Genomic DNA, 17,444 nt, shown 5'->3' on the forward strand with positions numbered 1-17,444 from the left:
CCAGCGCACGTTTGTGCATTCTCTCAATAGCAGTGTGAAATAACGTAATTGAGCAACCTGCGATCCCTATTCAGTATTACTCCAGTATCAACTCTTTGCTGTATCCCTGATTATGGAGCTCACTATGCAAGCTTATTTCGATCAACTCGATCGCGTTCGTTATGAAGGTCCGAAATCCTCAAATCCTTTAGCGTTTCGTCATTACAACCCGGACGAGCTGGTGCTGGGTAAGCGCATGGAAGATCACCTGCGTTTCGCTGCCTGCTACTGGCACACCTTCTGCTGGAACGGTGCCGATATGTTTGGCGTGGGCTCATTCGATCGTCCGTGGCAGCAGCCAGGTGAAGCGCTGGAGCTGGCAAAACGCAAAGCGGATGTCGCCTTTGAGTTCTTCCACAAGCTGAATGTCCCTTATTACTGCTTCCACGATGTGGACGTTTCACCGGAAGGCGCTTCGCTGAAAGAGTATCTGAATAACTTTGCGCAGATGGTCGATGTGCTGGCCGAAAAACAGCAGCAGAGCGGCGTGAAGCTGCTGTGGGGCACCGCCAACTGCTTTACCCATCCACGCTATGGCGCAGGCGCTGCCACCAACCCGGACCCGGAAGTCTTCAGCTGGGCGGCCACGCAGGTGGTGACGGCGATGAATGCCACCCATAAGCTGGGCGGGGAAAACTATGTGCTGTGGGGCGGACGTGAAGGCTACGAAACGCTGCTCAATACTGACTTACGTCAGGAGCGCGAGCAAATTGGCCGCTTCATGCAGATGGTGGTCGAGCATAAACACAAAATCGGCTTCCAGGGTACGCTGCTGATTGAGCCAAAACCGCAGGAGCCGACCAAGCACCAGTATGACTACGACGTGGCGACGGTGTATGGCTTCCTGAAGCAGTTCGGGCTGGAAAAAGAGATCAAGGTGAATATCGAAGCCAACCACGCGACGCTGGCGGGTCACTCGTTCCATCACGAGATCGCCTCCGCTATCGCGCTGGGCATTTTCGGCTCCGTAGATGCCAACCGCTGCGATCCGCAGCTCGGCTGGGATACCGACCAGTTCCCGGTCAGCGTGGAAGAAAACGCGCTGGTGATGTACGAAATTATCAAAGCGGGTGGCTTCACCACCGGCGGCCTGAACTTTGACGCCAAAGTGCGCCGTCAGAGCACCGATAAATACGATCTCTTCTATGGTCATATCGGGGCGATGGATACCATGGCGCTGTCGTTGAAAGTGGCTGCCCGCATGATTGAAGATGGCGAGCTGGATAAGCGCGTGGCGAAACGCTACGGCGGCTGGAACAGTGAGCTGGGTCAGCAAATTTTGAAAGGCCAGTTATCACTGACCGAACTGGCGAAGTACGCTGAACAGCATAACCTTGCGCCGCAGCACCAGAGCGGTCATCAGGAACTGCTGGAAAATCTGGTGAATCATTATCTGTTTGATAAGTAACCGGGTATTGCCGGGCAGCGCGACGCTTGTCCGGCTTACGGTTAGCCCAGGCCCGGAACCGCTGCAAGCGTCCGGGCATTTCTGTTAAAGGAGTCACCGCAATGTATATCGGGATCGATCTTGGCACATCGGGTGTGAAAGCCATTCTGTTAAATGAACAGGGCGACGTGCTGGCAACGCAAACAGAAAAACTGCACGTTTCACGGCCACACCCGCTCTGGTCTGAACAGGATCCTGAAGCCTGGTGGCTGGCCACGGATCGCGCCCTGAAAGCGCTTGGCGAGCAACACTCTCTGCGCGAGGTAAAAGCGCTGGGCATTGCCGGACAGATGCATGGCGCCACGCTGCTGGATAAGGATAACCGCGTTTTGCGCCCGGCGATTTTATGGAACGATGGCCGCTGCGGTGAAGAGTGCGCCCTGCTGGAAGAACGTGTCCCGGCCTCGCGGGAGATCACCGGCAACCTGATGATGCCGGGCTTTACCGCCCCGAAACTGCTGTGGGTGCAGCGCCATGAACCCGAAATTTTTAGCCAGGTAGCGAAGGTACTGCTGCCGAAAGATTATCTGCGGTTGCGCATGACCGGAGAGTACGCCAGCGATATGTCCGATGCCGCTGGCACCATGTGGCTCGACGTGGCAAAGCGTGACTGGAGCGAGACGATGCTCGACGCCTGCCATCTCACCCGCGACCATATGCCAGCGCTGTTTGAAGGCTGTGAGCAGACGGGCACCCTGCTGCCGTCGGTGGCGCAGCAGTGGAATATGCCGGCCGTTCCGGTCGTGGCGGGGGGCGGGGATAACGCCGCCGGTGCGGTTGGCGTGGGCATGGCCGATGCCGGGCAGGCGATGCTGTCGCTGGGCACCTCCGGCGTTTATTTCGCCGTGAGCGACGGCTACCGCAGTAACCCTGACAGCGCGGTGCACAGTTTCTGCCATGCGCTGCCGGGCAAATGGCATCTGATGTCGGTGATGCTCAGTGCGGCGTCATGCCTGGACTGGGCGGCGAAACTGACCGGATTAGAGAGCGTGCCGGCCCTGCTCGATGCCGCGCAGCAGGCAAATGAAAACGCCGATACCGTCTGGTTCCTGCCCTATCTGTCCGGCGAGCGCACGCCGCATAACAACCCCCAGGCGAAAGGGGTGTTCTTTGGCTTAACCCATCAACACGGCCCGGCTGAGCTGGCGCGAGCGGTGCTGGAAGGGGTGGGCTATGCGCTGGCCGATGGGATGGATGTGGTGCATGAGTGCGGGTTACAACCATCCAGCATTACGCTGATTGGCGGGGGAGCGCGTAGCCCTTACTGGCGCCAGATGCTGGCGGATATCAGCGGGCAACAGCTCGATTACCGTACCGGTGGGGATGTCGGGCCTGCGCTGGGTGCGGCGCGGCTGGCGCAAATTGCAATGAATCCGGACAAGCCGCTGGCGTCGCTGTTGCCACAGCTGGCGCTTGAACAGCAGCACACCCCGGACCCCGATCGTCATGCCCGCTATGCCGGGCGTCGCGACGTGTTCCGCAAAATCTATCAGCAGCTTCTGCCACTGATGTCGTGATACAGCGCCGGGTAGCGGCTTCGCCTAACCCGGCCTATCCATCTCTATATTTTAAATAATTGATTCTAAATAATTATTTATTTGTATGGTTTTTTTCCGAATTCATACTTCTCCGTGTCCTTCATTGCAGTGGATCGCAAGACTTCATCCATAATGCCTTGTTCAGTTCCCTGGTGAGGTTTACGTGAAAATGGAAAGAGACGTGACAAATAGCTCCCCTGCTTTTAATGCCGTATCCTGGCTTGCGCTTCTTGGTGGGATCATTAGTTATCTGGTTGGTTTATGGAATGCAGATATGCAGCTCAATGAGAAAGGGTATTACTTTGCGGTCATTATCCTTGGCTTGTTTTCTGCAGCCTCTTATCAGAAAACCGTTCGTGACAAATATGAAGGGATCCCGACGACGTCGCTCTACTATATGACGTGCCTTACGGCATTCATTATCGCCGTCGCGCTTTTAGTGGTGGGTTTGTGGAATGCCACTCTGTTGCTAAGCGAGAAGGGCTTTTATGGTCTTGCGTTCTTCTTAAGCTTATTTGGTGCGGTGGCCGTGCAAAAAAACGTGCGGGACAGTGCGGTGCAGACTTCGTCTGATACGATCGCAGAAGAGAAAGAGATCGCCTGATACAGCGCCCGGTGGCGCTTCGTTTGCACAGCCTTGCTTGCCCGGCAAGCGAAGCGCCGCCGGGCAAACAAGCCGCACACTCAGCTCACAAACCTGCGCGTATCAATGCGCTGTAGCAGCATCGACAGCAACAGGCTGACCGCCACCGTTATGGAGAAGATCCAGACGATATCCAGAAGCGGCCAGCTTTTTAACTCCACGCCACGGGTGCGCAGAGCGTGGATCACCAGCGCGTGAAAACCGTAGATCCCAAGCGAGTTCCGTGAAATTAACCCCAGCAGCGGCAGGGGGCGCGCATTGAGCGTGTTTTTCACCAGGGTAAATAACGAAACCGCGCAGATAAAGACCATCGGGCCGCAGTAGAGATACCAGGTATCGGCGAAGGTGCCACGCCACTGCAGTTCATGCAGCGTACCGCGGGAGATTATCGCCACCGCGGCAATAAACAGGGCGGCGCACAGGGCATTCAGCCAGCGTTTGCGGGTATCCATCATACCCAGGGCGCGGCCCAGCATGCCGTACAGCACGTAATAGAAGGTGTCGCCGTTGATATAGAGATTGATGGGCAGCCATTCAAACCCGCCCATTTTTTGCGAGACCGTATTGGGGTTCGCCAAGATGCCAATCACGACCATCAGCGCCAGCAGCATTTTGCCGCTCGTGCTTTTCACCTGCACCAGCGGGGAGAGCAGATAAATCACGATAATGGCAAAGAAAAACCACAGGTGATAGAAGACCGGCTTTTGCAGCAGGTATTTCAGCGACAGCTCGCTGTTGATCGAGGTAAAGAGCACGATATAAAGGAACGCCACGGTGCTGTAAAACAGCAGGCACAGACCGATGCGTAAAAAGTGGCGCGGTTGCGCGCTGCGTTCGCCAAAAAAGAGATAGCCGGAGATCATAAAAAAGAGCGGCACGCTCACCCGCGAGGCGGAGTTGAGCACGTTGGCGATATCCCAGTTTATAAGACTGACGGCGGGGGCGTTGGTGATATACCAGGTGGTGGTATGGATCATCACCACCATCAAACAGGCGATTCCCCGCAAATTATCAATCCAGTTAATTTTTTCCTGCATCCATCCCTCTGTTTACACATTAAAAAGAGTCTGACTGTGATAATGATTCAGACGCTCGTTGGAAAATTCTGAGTTTGCATCGTCCTGCTTGTGCCGGGGCGGTGAGATTCGCAGAATGCCGGGCCATAATCTATAAAGTTTAGAGTTTAAAAATAACAGCCACAGCAGAGGGCGGTAATATAAATGATGATGCGTGCGATATGGCTTTTGCTACCCGCGCTACTGGCCAGCTGTGCGGCTCAGGAGACCACCCCGGCGCAAAAAGCGCAAACCCAAAAAGTCAGCCCGGAGCGTTCCCTGGATATGGAACAGCTGTGTAAGGATCGGGCGGCCCAGCGCTACAATACCGGCGCGCAAAAAATCGACGTCACCGCCTTTGAGCAGTTTCAGGGCAGCTATGAGATGCAGGGCTTCACTGCTCGCAATGAGAGTTTCATCTGTTCTTTTGACGCAGATGGCCATTTTTTACACCTTTCGATGCGTTGAGATAGTCGCTTAATGTGGTGGCTGCGTCAGCAGGGCGCTGTCAGCTATGCTTATTTCCCAATTTTCCCTAAACAACCCCGTTTCGTACTGTATATCTTGCACTCAGCGGGTATACTGAACCCTTCCATTTAAAACCACACGTATCCAGCACGAAATACTATGCAAAAGTTTGATACTAAGACCTTCCAGGGCCTGATCCTGACCTTACAGGATTACTGGGCTCGCCAGGGCTGCACCATTGTTCAACCTTTGGACATGGAAGTGGGCGCCGGCACTTCACACCCGATGACCAGCCTGCGTGCACTGGGGCCAGAGCCGATGGCTACCGCCTATGTACAGCCATCCCGCCGTCCGACCGATGGTCGCTACGGTGAAAACCCGAACCGTTTACAGCATTACTATCAGTTCCAGGTGGTGATTAAGCCATCGCCAGACAACATTCAGGAACTGTATCTCGGGTCGCTGAAAGAGCTGGGTATTGATCCGACCATTCATGACATTCGTTTCGTGGAAGATAACTGGGAAAACCCGACGCTGGGTGCCTGGGGTCTGGGTTGGGAAGTGTGGCTGAACGGAATGGAAGTGACGCAGTTCACCTACTTCCAGCAGGTTGGCGGTCTGGAATGTAAACCGATTACGGGTGAAATCACCTACGGTCTGGAACGTCTGGCCATGTATATTCAGGGCGTAGACAGCGTTTACGACCTGGTCTGGAGCGACGGCCCGCTGGGTAAAACCACCTACGGCGACGTGTTCCATCAGAACGAAGTGGAACAATCCACCTATAACTTTGAATACGCGGACGTGGACTTCCTGTTCACCTGCTTCGAGCAGTATGAGAAAGAAGCCCAGCAGCTGCTGGCGCTGGAGACTCCGCTGCCGCTGCCTGCCTACGAGCGTATTCTGAAGGCCGCCCACAGCTTCAACCTGCTGGACGCCCGTAAAGCGATCTCCGTGACTGAACGTCAGCGCTACATTCTGCGCATTCGTACCCTGACCAAAGCCGTTGCAGAAGCTTACTATGCGTCCCGTGAAGCCCTTGGCTTCCCGATGTGCAACCGAAACAAATAAGAGGCGGCCATGTCTGAGAAAACTTTCCTGGTGGAAATCGGCACCGAAGAGCTGCCACCAAAAGCCCTGCGCAGCCTGGCTGAATCTTTCGCTGCGAACGTGACTGCCGAGCTGGATAACGCTGGCCTGGCACACGGTAAAATTGAGTGGTTTGCTGCCCCGCGTCGTCTGGCGCTGAAAGTGGCTAACCTGGCGGCGTCTCAGCCCGATCGCGAAGTTGAAAAGCGCGGCCCGGCGATTGCCCAGGCGTTCGACGCTGAAGGTAAACCAAGCAAAGCGGCAGAAGGCTGGGCGCGTGGTTGCGGGATTACCGTTGACCAGGCCGAGCGTCTGACCACCGACAAAGGCGAATGGCTGCTCTATCGCGCCCATGTGAAAGGCGAGAGCGCAGAAGCGCTGCTGCCGAACATGATTGCCACCTCGCTGGCGAAGCTGCCGATTCCAAAACTGATGCGCTGGGGAGCAAGTGACGTGCACTTCGTGCGTCCGGTTCACACCGTGACTCTGCTGCTGGGCGATACCGTTATTCCTGCCACCATTCTGGGCGTCGCGTCCGATCGCGTGATCCGCGGCCACCGCTTTATGGGCGAGCCGGAGTTCACCATCGACAACGCCGATCAGTACCCGGAAATCCTGCTGGAACGCGGTAAAGTCATTGCTGACTACGAACAGCGTAAAGCCAAAATTAAAGCCGATGCGGAAGAAGCGGCCCGCCAGATTGGCGGTAAAGCCGATCTGAGCGACAGCCTGCTGGAAGAAGTGACCTCCCTGGTGGAATGGCCGGTTGTGCTGACCGCGAAGTTCGAAGAGAAGTTCCTCGCGGTTCCGGCGGAAGCGCTGGTTCACACCATGAAAGGTGACCAGAAGTACTTCCCGGTCTATGCCAACGACGGCAAGCTGCTGCCGAACTTCATCTTCGTGGCGAACATCGAATCGAAAGATCCGGTGCAGATCATCTCCGGTAACGAGAAAGTGGTTCGTCCACGTCTGGCGGATGCGGAGTTTTTCTTCAATACCGACCGTAAAAAGCGTCTGGAAGATCACCTCCCACGCCTGCAAACCGTGCTGTTCCAGCAGCAGCTGGGTACGCTACGCGACAAGACCGACCGTATTGCAGAGCTGGCCGGCTGGATCGCCCGTGAAATCGGTGCCGACGTTAACCACGCTACCCGCGCCGGTCTGCTCTCCAAGTGCGACCTGATGACCAACATGGTGTTTGAATTTACTGACACCCAGGGCGTGATGGGCATGCACTACGCGCGTCACGATGGCGAAGCGGAAGATGTGGCCGTGGCCCTGAACGAGCAGTATCAGCCGCGCTTTGCCGGTGACGATCTGCCGTCCAACCCGGTTGCCTGTGCTGTGGCGATCGCCGACAAGATGGACACCCTGGCGGGTATCTTCGGTATCGGGCAGCATCCGAAAGGGGATAAAGACCCGTTTGCGCTGCGTCGTGCTGCGCTGGGCGTGCTGCGTATCATCGTTGAGAAGAACCTGAACCTCGATCTGCAGACCCTGACGGAAGAAGCGGTGCGTCTGTACGGCGACAAGCTGACCAACACCAACGTAGTGGATGAGGTTATCGACTTTATGCTCGGTCGCTTCCGCGCCTGGTATCAGGACGAAGGCTATAGCGTGGACACCATTCAGGCGGTGCTGGCGCGTCGTCCGACCCGTCCGGCCGATTTCGATGCCCGTATGAAGGCGGTCTCCCACTTCCGTACCCTGGAAGCGGCATCTGCCCTGGCTGCGGCCAACAAGCGTGTCTCCAATATCCTGGCGAAGTCCGATGAAAAGCTGAACGAGCGAGTGAACGCCGCGACGCTGAAAGAGCCGGAAGAGATCGCTCTGGCGATGCAGGTTGTGGTGCTGCGCGACAAGCTGGAGCCAGTCTTCGCAGAAGGTCGCTACCAGGAAGCGCTGGTGGAACTGGCCGAACTGCGTGATGTTATCGACGCCTTCTTCGAGAAAGTGATGGTCAACGTAGAGGATAAAGATCTGCGTATTAACCGTCTCTCTATGCTCGAAAAACTGCGCGAGCTGTTCCTGCGCGTGGCGGATATCTCGCTGCTGCAGTAACGGGCTTTTGCCCGGCGGCGCTACGCTTGCTAAAAAACCCGCTTCGGCGGGTTTTTTTATGGCGTGCCGTTGAAAATTTAACCTTGAAACCCTGAACAAAAACCCGCTATCCTGTCCCCGGTTACTTTTTTCCCTCTGGAGCGCCCCCCAAAAATGAACAAACACGACTGATGAATTTCGATCCTTGCTAAACGCGACCGCGTCGGCAGGGGATGTTTTGATTTCATTCAGGAGTGCTTATGGCTCATTTTGCGCAATCCCCTTCTTTTATTTTGCATCAGGTCACCTGCCAGTTTTCGACAGGCGATACCCTTTTTGGTCCGCTGAATCTCTCGCTGGAGCCGTCACTGTGCGCGCTGGTTGGCCGTAACGGCAGCGGCAAGACCCGTCTTCTGCGCCTGCTGGCCGGGCTGGACGTGCCTGCCAGTGGCCATATCGAACGTTTCGGCACGCACCGCTATGTGGCGCAACAGCACGATATTTCCCCCCACACCACGCTGGCTCAGCTGCTTGGCTATGAAGGCCTTTTCGCGGCCCGCAGGCGTATCGACAGTGGTGCTTATCTGCCTGAGGATCTGGAGCGCCTCGACGGTTATTGGGATTTAACGGAACGACTGAGCGAGGCGTTTATCGGCGCCGGGCTTGCGCCGTTTGATCCCGACAGGCTGGCCGCTGAACTGAGCGGCGGCGAGCGGGTTCGCGCTCTGCTGTGCGGCGCGTTTACGGCGAATGCGGACTCTCTGCTACTGGACGAACCCACCAACCACCTCGACAGGCAGGGGCGGGCGTGGTTTTACGAGCAACTTGCCCGGCATGCCGGTTGCGTGCTGGTCGCTTCACACGATCGTGAGCTGCTGGCACAGGTGCCGCGCATACTGGAACTCAGCGCGTCGGGGTTACACAGCTACGGTGGCAATTACGCAGACTATCAGCGCCAGCGGAATGCGGAGCAGCAGGCCGCCCGCGCGGCACTTGAGCATGCAACCACCGAGCGCAAACGCACCCGCGCCCGTCTGCAAAAGGAGCATGATGACAGCCTGCGCCGGTCGGCGAAAACCCTGCGCACGGTGGATAGTCTTAATATCGCCTCGTTTGAGCGCGTTAAGTATAAAGGGGCAGCAAAGGAGCGTCCGGGCGCGTGGCGCAAACAGCACCAGGAGCAACAGGGTGCGATGAACGCGGCGGTCACTCAGGCGCGGGAGCGGGTGGAAGAGGAAAATCCGGTGATGTTTACCCTGCCAGGCAGCCAGATTGCGGAGGGGAAACAGGTGCTGGTGCTGGAGGATCTGGTGCTGCCGCACATCACGATGGCGCCGCTTAACTGGCGCATGGATGGGCCGATGCGGGTGGCGTTGCGGGGGCCGAATGGCTGCGGGAAATCCACCTTGCTGAAAGCCATCCTCGGCCAGTGCCAGCCTGTTTCGGGACATTGCCGGACGTCGGTCACGGTGGCATATCTCGATCAGCACTTATCGCAGCTGGATTTGTCGCAATCCGTTATCTCCCACCTCAATTTGCATAACACGCCGCTGGAGGAGGGGGTACTGCGCAGCCGTCTGGCCCAGCTGCAGCTGGGCGCCGATCGGGTGATGCTCCCGCTTTCAGCGCTCAGCGGCGGCGAACGCTTAAAAGCGGCGCTGGCCTGCGTGCTGTGGCGGGAAGAGGCGACGCAGCTCTTGCTGCTCGATGAACCGACTAACCATCTGGATCTGGCTTCGACACGTGCTATCGAGGCGGCGCTGGCTGGCTTTACAGGCGCACTGCTGGTGGTATCGCATGACGACGTTTTTCTGGATGGGCTGAAGCTGACCCATGAACTGGCGTGGCTGAACGGAGAGTGGCGTGGTAAAAGGCGGTGATAGAAACAGAAACCCCCGCAAATGCGGGGGCTAAAATATAACTATTCAGTCAACTGCTTGCGGAGTGCCGGGTTAGCCTGAATCAGGCTCATCAGCTTCAGCTCGGTCATGGAGGGCTTCACTCTTTTTGATTCCCACTCTTGAACCATCGCTACGCTGACACCCATTGCTCGTGCGAAATCATCGGTTTTCATCCCTGTCCCTTTGCGTAAGCGCTCAAATTCCGTAAAGGGGTTGGACTTTTGCGAACGGGTAACCGTCTGCGGTGCATCCTTAAAAACAATCTGTTCCAGACTGCTTAGCAGATCAAACATAGGATCTTTTAATTCCATTGAGAACTCCTCATAAATCACACTGCGGGATCGTGAACATTAGAGAGCAATTTAAGAATAGTCGCTAAAACTGAGAACAGATCGTAACGTGCGTGATTAATTGTTAGAGATACGTTTCGCTGGCTCGCTTTGCGAACCGACTGAGTATGCTAATGACTTGATTATTCTGTAGCGCCATAGCATCAGGTATTTTTTTGTAAATGGTAAGAATTTATATGGCAATAGGCGTTTTACATGAAAAGGGTATCTTGCGGGCCTGACCTGGACTATTCTGTCACCGTTGGGCACGCGTGTGCCGGTGTGCGCTTTTTTGGGTGAAAGGAGTAATAACAATGGCGACAGGAAAGCCCTGCTCTCGCTGGTTTGCGCCGCTTGCGGCGTTGTTAATGATAGTTAGCCTGAGTGGGTGTTTCGATAAGGAAGGGGATCAGCGCAAAGCGTTTATCGACTTCCTGCAAAATACTGCGATGCGTAGTGGCGAGCGTTTGCCAACGCTGACTGCGGATCAGAAAAAACAGTTTGGTCCCTTCGTTTCTGACTATGCCATTTTGTATGGTTATTCACAGCAGGTGAACCAGGCGATGGACGCCGGACTGCGTCCGGTGGTGGATAGCGTGAATGCAATTCGCGTACCGCAGGATTACGTGACCCAGCGCGAACCGCTGAGCCAGTCAAACGGCGCACTGGGTGTGCTGGGCCAGCAGCTGCAGAACGCCAAAATGCAGGCCGATGGCGCGCGCTCTGCGCTGAAGCAGGGCGAAGATCTGAAGCCTGTGTTCGACAAAGTATATGAAAAAGTGGTGACCAAACCTGCCGAAGCTCTGCAGCCGCTTATTCCAGCAGCCCAGATCTTTACACAGCAGCTGGTGCAGGTAGCAGATTATATTTCCCAGCAGGGCACCCAGGTGAGCTTTGTCTCCAACGGCATTCAGTTCCCGACCTCGCAGCAGGCCAGCCAGTACAATGCGCTGATTGGGCCGCTGGCCGCGCAGCATCAGGCGTTCAGCCAGGCGTGGAGCGCGGCGATGGCCGCAACGGAATAACGTCTGAAAGCGTACTCGCATTTTGCCAGGCCATGCTGCGTTTAGCTGGCCTACAAATCTGTAGGCCCGTGCAAGCGAAGCGCCGCCGGGCGCATTCCAGAATAAAAAACCCCGCTGCAAAGCGGGGTTTTTTATCTTCTCTGAAAATAAAGCTTGTCTTTGATCCGCGAACTATGTCTTAATACACCTCGTCGGTTTGTTACACAGACCTAGAGCAGTTTAGTTAAGCAGTCCAGATGCGTTATCTTAGATACCCTTCGTAGTGACCCTTCCTTCATCGCTTAAAAATCTGTAACACATTCCATCATCGCGCCGGAAGGCAAAACAAATTTTTAAAAGGTAATATCTATGTCTGGTAAAATGACTGGTCTGGTAAAATGGTTCAACGCTGATAAAGGTTTCGGCTTCATCACTCCTGACGATGGCTCTAAAGACGTGTTCGTACACTTCTCTGCTATCCAGAACGATGGCTACAAATCTCTGGACGAAGGTCAGAAAGTTTCCTTCACCATCGAAAGCGGCGCTAAAGGCCCAGCAGCTGGTAACGTTGTAAGCCTGTAAGCTTACAACTCAGCGAAAGAATTTAAAAACCCGCCTCTGGCGGGTTTTTTTCGTTTAAGGCTTAACTTGTGGATTGACGCAGTTTTTATCCACCTTGCCCTGCAGGGCGTCGATCAGGTTTTCCACCGCACAGGCCGCCATGTTATAGCGCGTTTCGTGGGTGGCGGAGCCAATATGCGGCAGCGCGACCACGTTTGGCATTTTCAGCAGTTCCGAGCTGACCGGTAGCGGCTCCTGCTCAAATACGTCCAGCCCCGCGGCGTGGATCTCACCGTTTTTCAACGCTGCAATCAGCGCCTGTTCATCCACCACCGGTCCGCGTCCTGCATTAATAAAGATGGCGGATTTCTTCATCTTCTCAAACTGCGCTTTGCCAAACATATGGTGAGTTTCATCGGTCAGTGGCAGGATCAGGCAGACGAAATCCGCTTCCTGCAACAGGGTATCCAAGTCACAGGGGCGGGCGTTAAAGCGTTCTTCAGCCTCTTTATGCTGGCGGCGCGCGTTATACAGAATCGGCATGTTGAAACCGAAGTGGGCGCGCTGGGCCAGCGCCATGCCGATGCGGCCCATCCCGACAATACCCAGCGTTTTGCCATGCACATCGACACCAAACCAGTCCGGACCGATGCTTTTGGTCCACTCGCCGGCTTTAACGCGCTCGGCCACTTCCACCACGCGACGCGCGCTGCTGAGCACCAGCGCCATCAGCGTATCCGCCACGGTTTCGGTGAGTACGGTTGGCGTGTGCATCAGCAGGATGTTGCGGGCATTCAGCGCATCGACGTCAAAGTTGTCATAGCCTACCGAGATGGTCGAGGTTGCACGCAGCGCAGGCATTTTTTCCAGCAGCGCGGCATCCACCTTTTCGCTGGAGCCCAGCAGCCCGACGGCACCCGCGAACGCCTCAGCATGCTGCTGTACCGTCTCCGGGCTCAGGTTGTTAACCCGGGTAACGGTGAAATGCTCTTCAAGGCGCTGCTGCAGGGCATCAGGCAGGGCTTTATACAAAATGATGGACGGCTTCATGCTAATCTCCGTTGATTTTAAAAGGATTCAGGCGTGGCGTGCGCCGACGGGAATATTTTGATTATTAGCAGGCTTAACAATTAAAGTAAGCCACACCGAGGCAAAAAGCGCCACCCCCATAAAGATGTACGAGGCTGACGGGCCGCCGGTCACACCGTTCAGATAGCCCACGAACCATGAACCAAAGAACGAGCCCAGCGCACCCATGCTGTTGATGAGCGCCATCGCGCCGCCCGCCACGTTACGCGGCAGCATTTCCGGGATGATGGCAAAGAATGGACCATACGGGGCATACATCGCCGCACCGGCGATCACCAGCAGCGTATAGGAAACCCAGAAGTGGTTCGCGCCCACCGCCCACGAACCGATAAAGGCACAGGCGGCAATCAACAGCAGCGGCCAGACGAACAGCTTGCGGTTTTGCAGTTTGTCCGACGCCCAGGAGACCACAATCATGGCGATGGTTGCAGCCAGATAAGGCACGGAGGAGAGCCAGCCCACTTCAACCATGCCGAGGTTATCGCCCGCGCTACGGATGATAGACGGCAGCCACAGAACAAAACCGTAAACGCCGATACTCCAGGTGAAATATTGCATGCACAGCAGTACCACGTTGCGGGAGCGGAAGGCTTCGCCGTAGTTACGCACCGCTTTCAGTCCCTGCTGCTCTTTATCCAGCTGCGCCTGCAGGGCCGCTTTTTCATCTTCAGAGAGCCATTTGGCCTGGGCCGGTTTGTCTTTCACCAGCACCCACCAGCAGAAGGCCCAGATAATGGCCGGCACACCTTCAATAATGAACATCTCACGCCAGCCGAAGGACTGGATCAGATATCCGGAGACCACCGACATCCACAGTACCGTGACCGGGTTGCCGAGAATAAGGAAGGTATTGGCGCGCGAGCGTTCGGATTTGGTAAACCAGTTGCTGATGTAGATCAGCATCGCGGGCATGACCGCCGCCTCCACTACGCCAAGAATAAAACGAATGGCCGCCAGCGCCGGGATGTTATTCACCACCCCGGTGAGGGAGGCGCAGGCACCCCAGAGGATCAGGCAGATGAAGATCAATTTGCGGACGCTGCGGCGTTCGGCATAGATGGCGCCAGGGATCTGGAAAAAGAAGTAACCGAGGAAGAAGAGGGCCCCCAGCAGCGAGGAGACGCCTTTGGTGATCCCCAGGTCTTCCGTAATGCCTGCGGCAGACGCGAAGCTAAAGTTCGCACGATCAAGGTACGCCAGGCTGTACGTGATAAACACGACAGGCATGATGTACCACCAGCGTTTTACTGCGTTTGTTGCATTGTTCATAGGCTTGCCTCTGTCGTTGAGGGGGTTACCGCCGTTGTCTGTAGGGTACACGGTGGTTTAATCGTTAGCCCACTCTCCCCTGTAGGGAGAGGGAAGTTATGCGTCCAGTTGCGCCCGGGTGGGTAATCCTTCGCTGTCGCCCTGAACCTGGATCGCCAGCGAGCCGATAACATTGCCGCGCGTGACGGCCTGATGCAGCGTTTTGCCTTCCAGCAGGGCGCTGACCACACCAACAGCAAAGCCGTCTCCCGCGCCGACGGTATCGACGACGTTCTCGACCTTCACTGCCGCCACGGCACCCTGCTCGCCATCGGCGGTTTTATACCAGGCGCCGTCGGCACCGGTTTTCAGGATCACGGCCTTCACGCCCCGGTTCAGGTAAAAATCGGCGATCCCTTCCGGGGTGTTTTCCCCGGTCAGGATGAGGCCCTCTTTCAGGCCGGGTAGCACCCAGTCGGCCTGGAAGGCGAGGTGGTTCAGCTTCTCCACCATCTCCGCTTCGCTTTTCCACAGCACCGGGCGCAGATTGGGATCGAACGAAAGGGTTTTCCCCGCGGCTTTCATGGCGCCCGCCGCGTGATCGAGCAGGGCGTAAGAGCTGGCGGACAATGCGGCCGCCACGCCGCTCAGGTGCAGATGCCTGGCTGCGGTAAACCCGATCGGATTGAAATCTTCAACGGAGAGATGGCTGGCTGCCGAGCCTTTGCGGAAATACTCCACAATGGGATCGGTTCCATCGGTGACTTTTGATTTAAGCTGGAAGCCCGTCGGATAACGGTCGTCTATGGTCACGCCTGCGGTCTCGATCCCCTCTTTTTTCAGGGTGTCGAGCACAAACTGGCCGAAGCTGTCATTGCCGACGCGGCTCACCCAGCTCACCTTCAGGCCCAGGCGCGCCAGGCCGGTGGCGACGTTCAGCTCGGCACCCGCGACGCGCTTCATAAAGCGATCGACTTCGCTTAAGTCGCCGGTGTGGGTAGCCACAAACATGGCCATCGCTTCACCAATGGTGATGACATCCAGACTATTCGGCATCGCTTACGCCTCCCGCAGCAAATTGACGTAATGACGGGTGACCGCCGTCAGATCTGGCCCTTCAAGCGGAAACTCGATCCCGCGTGGGACATCGCCGGGCAGTTGCTCCAGCAGGGCCTGCCAGCGGGTGCTGTCCTGGTCGGGCGGCACGGCGCGATACTGCTGCTGATGAGGAACGGCGGCCTTAACGTGGATATAACTCACCGCGGGCGCCAGATGCTTCGCGGCTTCTTCCGGTGATTCACCCACCCACAGCCAGTTGCCCATATCGAATGTCAGCGTGACCGGCAGGCTCATTACCCGGCAGGCCGCCTTGAAGCGCTGCATCGGCGCCAGCTGGCCGCAACGCGTCTGGTCGTTTTCCACCACCAGCGTCATGCCGGTGTCATCGAGCAGGGCGCGCAGCGCATCGAGCTGCTGCTTATCGCTGAAGTTGCCGAGGGAAACTTTCAGCCACAGGGCGTTGAGCGTCGCGGCCTCGGCAAGGTAGCGGGGCAGCAGTGGGTTGAGGGTGCCATCCGAGCTAAACAGTGCATCGGGGGCGGAGTAGCAGGCCAACAGGCCGAGCAGTTCAATGGACTCGGCAAGGGTGGGTAAGGTTGCCAGTTCGGCATCGCTGAATAACTCCCGGCGGATCTCGACGCCATCGGCACCTGCCCCGGCGATAACCGGCAGCATGGCGCGCTGCCCACCCGCTTGCCGTACCTGGTCAGCGCCATACGCGGCGGTGACAACAATAATTTTTCTGCCCATCGGCGGACTCCATCACGTAGCTGATACTCTTTACGCTAGATGGAACCGGTTCCAAAGAAAAGTTCAGGATGCCGGATTTATGATCGCCATCACGATGGGGGATTAACGCGCCGTGGAACCGCGCACGATCAGCTCCCCGGAGAAGACCTGCTCCCGGACCGCTTCATCGGCGCCGTTGATCCGGCGAATCACCTGCTCGACGGCGGCGAAGCCAATCTGCCAGGTGGGCTGTTTGAGGGTGGTGATGCCGACACCGGCCAGCTCGGCCCACTCCAGCTCGTCAAAGCCCAGCAGACCGATATCGCTGCCCCAGTGCAGGCCGATGCGCTTAAGCGATCGGGCGACCTGTAGCGTTAAGGCGCCGTTAGCGGAGATGACTGCCTTGCGCATGCCGCGATAACGGGTATGGAACTGGCGCAGGGCACTGTCCATCTGTCCGGCTTCATGGAGGGGGATTTCGACGTTCTCAGCGATCACGCCAGTATAACGGGCGAGGGTCGCGCGAAACGCGCTGAGGCGCTCGCGACGGGTGTTGACCATCCCCAGCGGTTCGCTCAGGAACAGAATCGCTTCAAAGCCTTGTTCTATCAGGTGTTCCGTGGCGGTGGTGGCGGCCTGGGTGTTGTCCAGCCCTACCACATCACAGGCGAAATCCGGGATTTTGCGGTCAATCAGCACCATCGGCAGGGCGGACTGTTGCAGGCGGTTCAGTCCCTCTTCACGCATTCCCACGGCGTTAACCACAATGCCCTCTACCTGATAGCTGCGCAGAAGATCGAGGTAGTGCAGCTCCTGGTCAAGTTCGTTGTTAGTGTTACACACCAGCGGGGTGAAGCCTTTTTCCCGGCAGGCGGCTTCGATGCCGCTGAGGACGTTAACAGAGTAGGGGTTGGTAATATCGGCGAGGATAAGCCCGATCAGGCGGGTTCGCCCGCGCTTCAGTCCCCGGGCCATCAGGCTGGGACGATAGTCGAGATCGGCAATGGCCTGTTCAATGCGGGCTAACAGCGCGTCGGACAGCAGGTGTTTTTCGCCGTTGAGGTAACGGGAGATGCTGGTCTTACCGGTTTTTGCGGCTTTCGCCACATCGCTGATGGTGGGCCGTGTTGATTTGCTCATCGCTGGTTTCCTTGCCTTGGGTGAGCATACCTTAGCGCGAAAATGCCCGGTGGCGCTACGCTTAC

General features: G+C 56.7%; 16 protein-coding genes. 9 read left to right on the forward strand and 7 right to left on the reverse strand.

The features are described 5' to 3' along the window. Positions 1-124: 124 nt before the first annotated feature. The 3 genes from xylA to yiaA all read left to right on the forward strand — a co-directional run bounded on the left by xylA (position 125) and on the right by yiaA (position 3,628). Entirely contained in the window at positions 125-1,447 is a 1,323-nt protein-coding gene (gene xylA, locus C2U54_RS05700; RefSeq protein ID WP_103177769.1) for a xylose isomerase, read from the forward strand. 101 nt (positions 1,448-1,548) lie between these two features. Further along, complete coding sequence (gene xylB / locus C2U54_RS05705) at positions 1,549-3,003, forward strand: xylulokinase (protein WP_103177770.1); 1,455 nt, start codon at positions 1,549-1,551, stop codon at positions 3,001-3,003. A gap of 202 nt (positions 3,004-3,205) precedes the next feature. Continuing rightward, positions 3,206-3,628, forward strand: coding sequence for an inner membrane protein YiaA (gene yiaA, locus C2U54_RS05710; RefSeq protein WP_371816480.1), 423 nt, complete (start codon positions 3,206-3,208; stop codon positions 3,626-3,628). 80 nt (positions 3,629-3,708) lie between these two features. On the opposite strand, the gene C2U54_RS05715 is transcribed toward yiaA, so the two are convergent. Next, positions 3,709-4,704, reverse strand: a complete 996-nt coding sequence (locus C2U54_RS05715; RefSeq protein ID WP_103177772.1) for an acyltransferase — start codon at positions 4,702-4,704, stop codon at positions 3,709-3,711. Between the two features lie 183 nt (positions 4,705-4,887). Between C2U54_RS05715 and C2U54_RS05720 the strand changes: the two genes are divergently transcribed. The 4 genes from C2U54_RS05720 (at position 4,888) to C2U54_RS05735 (ending at position 10,199) form a co-directional block, all read left to right on the forward strand. Then, positions 4,888-5,190 carry a YsaB family lipoprotein gene (locus C2U54_RS05720; RefSeq protein ID WP_103177773.1) on the forward strand — a complete coding sequence of 101 codons (303 nt, stop codon included), beginning with the start codon at positions 4,888-4,890 and terminating at the stop codon, positions 5,188-5,190. Positions 5,191-5,349: 159 nt separating this feature from the next. After that, positions 5,350-6,261 carry a glycine--tRNA ligase subunit alpha gene (glyQ, locus tag C2U54_RS05725; protein ID WP_103177774.1) on the forward strand — a complete coding sequence of 304 codons (912 nt, stop codon included), beginning with the start codon at positions 5,350-5,352 and terminating at the stop codon, positions 6,259-6,261. A 9-nt stretch (positions 6,262-6,270) separates the two neighbouring features. Next, positions 6,271-8,340: a glycine--tRNA ligase subunit beta gene (glyS, locus tag C2U54_RS05730; RefSeq protein WP_103177775.1), complete on the forward strand. Its 2,070-nt coding sequence runs from the start codon at positions 6,271-6,273 to the stop codon at positions 8,338-8,340. A gap of 239 nt (positions 8,341-8,579) precedes the next feature. Beyond that, positions 8,580-10,199, forward strand: a complete 1,620-nt coding sequence (locus tag C2U54_RS05735; protein WP_103177776.1) for an ABC-F family ATP-binding cassette domain-containing protein — start codon at positions 8,580-8,582, stop codon at positions 10,197-10,199. Between the two features lie 41 nt (positions 10,200-10,240). Here C2U54_RS05735 and C2U54_RS05740 read toward each other — a convergent pair whose 3' ends face one another. Then, positions 10,241-10,531 (reverse strand): HTH-type transcriptional regulator, encoded by a 291-nt coding sequence (locus C2U54_RS05740; RefSeq protein WP_103177777.1) that lies wholly within the window; start codon positions 10,529-10,531, stop codon positions 10,241-10,243. Positions 10,532-10,863: 332 nt separating this feature from the next. Here C2U54_RS05740 and C2U54_RS05745 point away from each other — a divergent pair, with 332 nt between their 5' ends. Both C2U54_RS05745 and cspE read left to right on the forward strand, forming a co-directional pair. Further along, positions 10,864-11,574: a DUF3053 domain-containing protein gene (locus tag C2U54_RS05745; protein ID WP_103177778.1), complete on the forward strand. Its 711-nt coding sequence runs from the start codon at positions 10,864-10,866 to the stop codon at positions 11,572-11,574. Between the two features lie 348 nt (positions 11,575-11,922). Next, positions 11,923-12,135, forward strand: coding sequence for a transcription antiterminator/RNA stability regulator CspE (gene cspE, locus C2U54_RS05750; protein WP_032615822.1), 213 nt, complete (start codon positions 11,923-11,925; stop codon positions 12,133-12,135). Between the two features lie 54 nt (positions 12,136-12,189). Here cspE and ghrB read toward each other — a convergent pair whose 3' ends face one another. The 5 genes from ghrB to C2U54_RS05775 form a co-directional block, all read right to left on the reverse strand. Beyond that, positions 12,190-13,164 carry a glyoxylate/hydroxypyruvate reductase GhrB gene (gene ghrB, locus C2U54_RS05755; protein ID WP_103177779.1) on the reverse strand — a complete coding sequence of 325 codons (975 nt, stop codon included), beginning with the start codon at positions 13,162-13,164 and terminating at the stop codon, positions 12,190-12,192. 27 nt (positions 13,165-13,191) lie between these two features. Next, entirely contained in the window at positions 13,192-14,472 is a 1,281-nt protein-coding gene (locus C2U54_RS05760) for an MFS transporter (RefSeq protein ID WP_103177780.1), read from the reverse strand. A 96-nt stretch (positions 14,473-14,568) separates the two neighbouring features. Then, entirely contained in the window at positions 14,569-15,507 is a 939-nt protein-coding gene (locus tag C2U54_RS05765; RefSeq protein ID WP_103177781.1) for a sugar kinase, read from the reverse strand. 3 nt (positions 15,508-15,510) lie between these two features. Then, positions 15,511-16,260, reverse strand: a complete 750-nt coding sequence (locus C2U54_RS05770; RefSeq protein ID WP_103177782.1) for a sugar phosphate isomerase/epimerase family protein — start codon at positions 16,258-16,260, stop codon at positions 15,511-15,513. 102 nt (positions 16,261-16,362) lie between these two features. Further along, positions 16,363-17,379, reverse strand: a complete 1,017-nt coding sequence (locus C2U54_RS05775) for a LacI family DNA-binding transcriptional regulator (protein ID WP_103177783.1) — start codon at positions 17,377-17,379, stop codon at positions 16,363-16,365. Positions 17,380-17,444 lie beyond the last annotated feature (65 nt).

Origin of the sequence: Leclercia sp. LSNIH1 (genome assembly GCF_002902985.1) — a bacterium.
GTDB lineage: Bacteria > Pseudomonadota > Gammaproteobacteria > Enterobacterales > Enterobacteriaceae > Enterobacter.